This is a genomic window from Streptomyces sp. NPDC059567, from assembly GCF_042735655.1.
Lineage (GTDB): Bacteria > Actinomycetota > Actinomycetes > Streptomycetales > Streptomycetaceae > Streptomyces.
This window is the reverse complement of record NZ_JBHWBS010000001.1, coordinates 1-4,304: the sequence shown is the minus strand read 5'-3', so window position 1 is coordinate 4,304 and position 4,304 is coordinate 1. Positions and strand designations below refer to the sequence as shown.

Here is a 4,304-nt window from a genome sequence, read left to right as displayed (position 1 = left end):
GCTCGGCGCGCGTGGCCGCGCGCGGGTGGGGGGGCGTGGGGGGGAGCGCGGCCCCCCGCCCCGCGCCCCCCTTCGTGCTACCGCTGGGCCAGCCAGGCGGCCACCGCGGTCCATACGTCGGCCAGCGTCTCGGGCTTGGCCATCTCGTAGTGGGTGCACGGAACACCGGTCTCCGTGATCTCACCCGTGATGTAGGGCTTCCAGAGCTCGCCGGTGGCCTCGCCCTCCGGCTTGCTCTGCTCCGCCACGATCAGCAGGGCGTCTCCGTCGAAGCGCCCGTGCTCGTGGTCGGCCCGGATCGTCCGGTGGTTCTGGAGGATCCGGGCGAACGTCCGGTACTCCTCCTCGGTGGCCGCACCGAGGGCGCCTCCCGCCTCCCGGCGTACGACCTCGATCAGCCGGTCGACCTTGGCGTCCAGGTCGACCTCGCTCTCGTCGGCGTGGTCAACGGCCTCGCCGTCCCGACGCTGCCACGGGTACTGGTCGAGGATGACCAGCGCCGAGACCTCGTCGCCCGCCGCCTGCAGCTGGACGGCCATCTCGTGGGCGACCGCCCCTCCGTAGGACCAGCCGAGCAGCCGGTAGGGGCCGCTCGCCTGCACCGAGCGGATCCGCTCGATGTACTCCGCCGCCATCTCCGGTACGGAGCCGGCGAGTTCGGACGTACCGTCCAGGCCGCGGGACTGCAGACCGTACAGCGGGATCTCCGCCGGTACGTGTCGCGCCATCGGCATGTAGCACCAGCTCAGGCCGCCCGCCGGGTGGATGAAGAAGAACGGCGGCTCGCTGCCCTGCTCCCGGATCGGCAGCAGTACGTCGAGCGCGTCGCGGATCGAGGAGAGGCTCATCCGCTTCATCAGCTCGCCGACGCTCGGCGCCGCGAACAGGTCGCGCACCGCGATCGACACGCCCCGCTCCCGCAGCGCCTCCACCAGCCGCACCGCGAGCAGCGAGTGCCCGCCGAGCGCGAAGAAGTCGTCGTCGACGCCCACGTCGGGCACCCCGAGGACCTGTGCGAACGCCTCGCACATGTTGTCCTCGAACGACGTCACCGCCCAGTTCGCCGCCTCGGCCACAGGGCCGCCCTCCGGGACGGGCAGGGCCTTGCGGTCCAGCTTCCCGTTCGGCATCAGCGGCAGCCGGTCGATGACGACCACCGCCGACGGCACCATGTAGCCGGGCAGCCGGTCCTGGGCCAGGCCCCGCGCCTCCTGGGCGATCCGGTCGGCCGCCGCCTCCGGCTCCTCCTGCGCGGCCGCAGCCCGGTTCGGCACCACGTACGCCACCAGGCGCTGGTCGCCCGGGGTGTCCTCGCGGACCAGGGCCACGGCCTGGCCGACCGAGGGATGCGAGGCCAACGCGGACTCGATCTCCCCCAGTTCGACGCGGAAGCCCCGGATCTTGACCTGGTCGTCGGAGCGCCCCACGTACTGCAGCTCCCCGTCGGAGGTCCACCGCACCACGTCACCGGTGCGGTAGATCCGCCCCCCGGGCTCCCCGAACGGGCCGGCCACGAAACGGCCTGCCGTCAGGTCCGGACGGCCCAGGTAGCCGCGCGCGACGCTCTTGCCCCCGATGTACAGCTCGCCGGCCACGCCCGGCGGAACCGGGGCGAGGGTCTCGTCGAGCACGTACACCTGGGTGTTGCCGATCGGACCGCCGATCGACGTCGCGTCGGCCCCCTCCCCTGCCAGCTCCTTGGCGGTCGACCAGACGGTGGTCTCGGTCGGACCGTACAGGTTGGTCAGCGTGGGCGTCCTGGCGAGGAGCGTGCGGGCCAGGTCGCTCGGCAACGCCTCCGCACCGATCATGGCGCGCACCCCCGCCCAATCGACCGGGTCGTCGGCGTCGGCGATCAGACCGCGCCACAGACTCGGCGTCGCGTGGACGATGTTGGCGCCGGTGGTACGGATCAGGGAGCGCAGCGCCCACGGGTCGAGCACCTGCTCCTGTGAGGCGAGCACCATCCGCGCCCCGTTGAGGAACGGCAGATAGAACTCGAAGCCGGCCATGTCGCAGCCGTGGGTGCTGACCGCCAGGAGCCGGTCGTCCGCGCCGAGCGCGAACTGGTCCTGCATCGCGCTCAGGAAGTTCACGATCGCGCGGTGCTCGACGAGCACTCCCTTCGGACGCCCGGTGGACCCCGAGGTGTAGATGACCCACATCGGGTGCTCCGGCCGGAGCGCCGCCGTGCGCTCGCCGTCGGCCAGCGGCCCGTCCGCGAGGCCGGCGAGCCCCTCCGCGACCTCCGCGCCGTCCAGCAGGAGCACGGGCACCTGCGGGCGGTGCCCGGGCTCCGCCGGGCGGGCGTCCAGCTCCTCGCTGGTGAGCACGCACATCGCGCCGGAGTCGGCGGTGACGTACGCGATCCGGTCGGCGGGGTAGGCCGGGTCGATCGGCAGGTACGCAGCGCCCGACTTGATCACGCCGAGCAGGGCGACCACCAGGTCCACCGTGCGCTCGAAGACCGCCGCGACGACCGACTCCGGGCCGACGCCCCGGCCGGCGAGGTAGCGCGCGAGCCGGTTGGCCCTTGCGTCCAGCTCGGCGTAGGTCAGCTCCACGTCGCCGTGGACCAGGGCGACCACGTCGGGCGTACGGGCAACCTGCGCCTCGAACAGCTCGACGACCGTCGCGTCCGGCACCTCGGCCTCGGTCGCGTTCCACTCGGTGAGCATCCGCACCCGCTCGTCCTCGCCGAGGACGTCCACCTCGCCGAGGCGGATCCCCGGGTCGGCGGCGAGCGTCGCGAGCACCCGGCTCAGCCGCTCGGCGATCCGCTCGACCGACTCGGGGTCGAACAGGTCGGCCGCGGCGACGAGCGAGCCGCGCATCCCAGCCGGGGCGCCCTCTGCGTCGTACAGCTCGGCGACGCTGACGTCCAGGTCGAACTTGACGACCGCCTCGGGACGGGCCCCGACGGTCCGCGCCGCCGGAGCCCCGCGCCGGGCGTCCACGCCCTCCAGATCGAGCACCGCCTGCTCGTTGTTCTGCAGGAGCAGCATGACCTGGAACAGCGGGTGACGGGCCATCGAGCGGGTCGGGGACAGCTCCTCGACCAGCCTCTCGAAGGGCACGTCAGGGTGTGCGAACGCTCCGAGACCCGCTTCCCGTACTCGCTCGAGAACCTCCCGGAACGTCGGGTCCCCTGCCAGGTCGGTACGCAGGACGAAGGTGTTGACGAAGTAGCCGATCAGGTCGTCGAGGGCCTCGTCCGTGCGGCCCGCGATCGCGGAGCCGATCGGAACGTCGGTGCCCGCGCCGATCCGGGAGAGCAGGACGGACAGGGCGCCGTGCAGCACCATGAACATCGTCACGCCCTCGGCCCGCGCCAGCTCCGCCAGCCTCGCGTGGACGTCCGCCGGGATGTCCAGCGGGACCCGGTGGCCCCGGTGCGAGGCGATCGCCGGACGCGTCCGGTCGAACGGCAGCTCCAGCTCCTCCGGCAGGCCGGCCAGCGTCTCGCGCCAGTAGGCGACCTGCTGGGAGATCAGGCTCTGCGGGTCCTGGCTGTCGCCGAGCACCTCGCGCTGCCACAGCGCGTAGTCCGCGTACTGGACCGGCAGCGGCGTCCACTGCGGCGCCCGGCCCGCGCTGCGGGCCTCGTAGGCGGTGGACACGTCGCGGGCGAGCGGCGCCCACGACCAGCCGTCACTGGCGATGTGGTGGACCACGACGACGAGGACGTGCTCCTCGGGACCGGCCCTGAACAGCCAGGCTCGGACGGGGACTTCGGCCGCGAGGTCGAAGGTGTACGCCTTCGCCTCCGCCACCGCGTCGGCCAGGGCGTCCGGCTCGACGTCGGCGACGGTCAGCTCCCAGTCGAGCACGTCGATGTCGACTATCCGCTGGTACGGCTCACCGTCGGCGACCGCGAAGACGGTCCGCAGCACCTCGTGGCGCCCGAGCAGGTCGCGGAAGGCCGCGCCCATCGCGTCGGCGTCCACCGCTCCGGCGAGCCGGGCGGCCACCGGGATGTTGTAGGTGGGGCTCGGCCCGTCCATCTGGTTGATGATCCAGAGCCGGCGCTGCCCGTACGAGAGCGGAAGCCGCTCAGGACGCTCCATGGCCGTCAGCGCGGCCCGTGCCGCACGGGCACCCGCCAGCTGCTCCGCCAGGCCCGCGACCGTCGGGGCTTCGAAGAGCGCGCGGATCTCGACCTCGACGCCCAGGACCGCGCGGATCCGGCTGACCAGGCGCACCGCGAGCAGCGAGTGGCCGCCCAGCTCGAAGAAGTCGTCGTCGACGCCGACCTCGGCAAGACCGAGGACCTCGGCGAACGCCATGCACAGGATCTCCTCCTG

General features: G+C 72.9%; 1 protein-coding gene. It reads right to left on the bottom strand.

Going from position 1 to position 4,304, the window contains the following annotated elements:
* Positions 1-77: 77 nt before the first annotated feature.
* Positions 78-4,286, bottom strand: coding sequence for an amino acid adenylation domain-containing protein (locus ACFVZW_RS00005; protein WP_384514314.1), 4,209 nt, complete (start codon positions 4,284-4,286; stop codon positions 78-80).
* Positions 4,287-4,304 lie beyond the last annotated feature (18 nt).

Bases quoted from the DNA above. Each gene is read 5' to 3' on its own strand.
- ACFVZW_RS00005 (WP_384514314.1), bottom strand. From the start codon at position 4,286: ATGGCGTTCGCCGAGGTCCTCGGTCTTGCCGAGGTCGGCGTCGACGAC.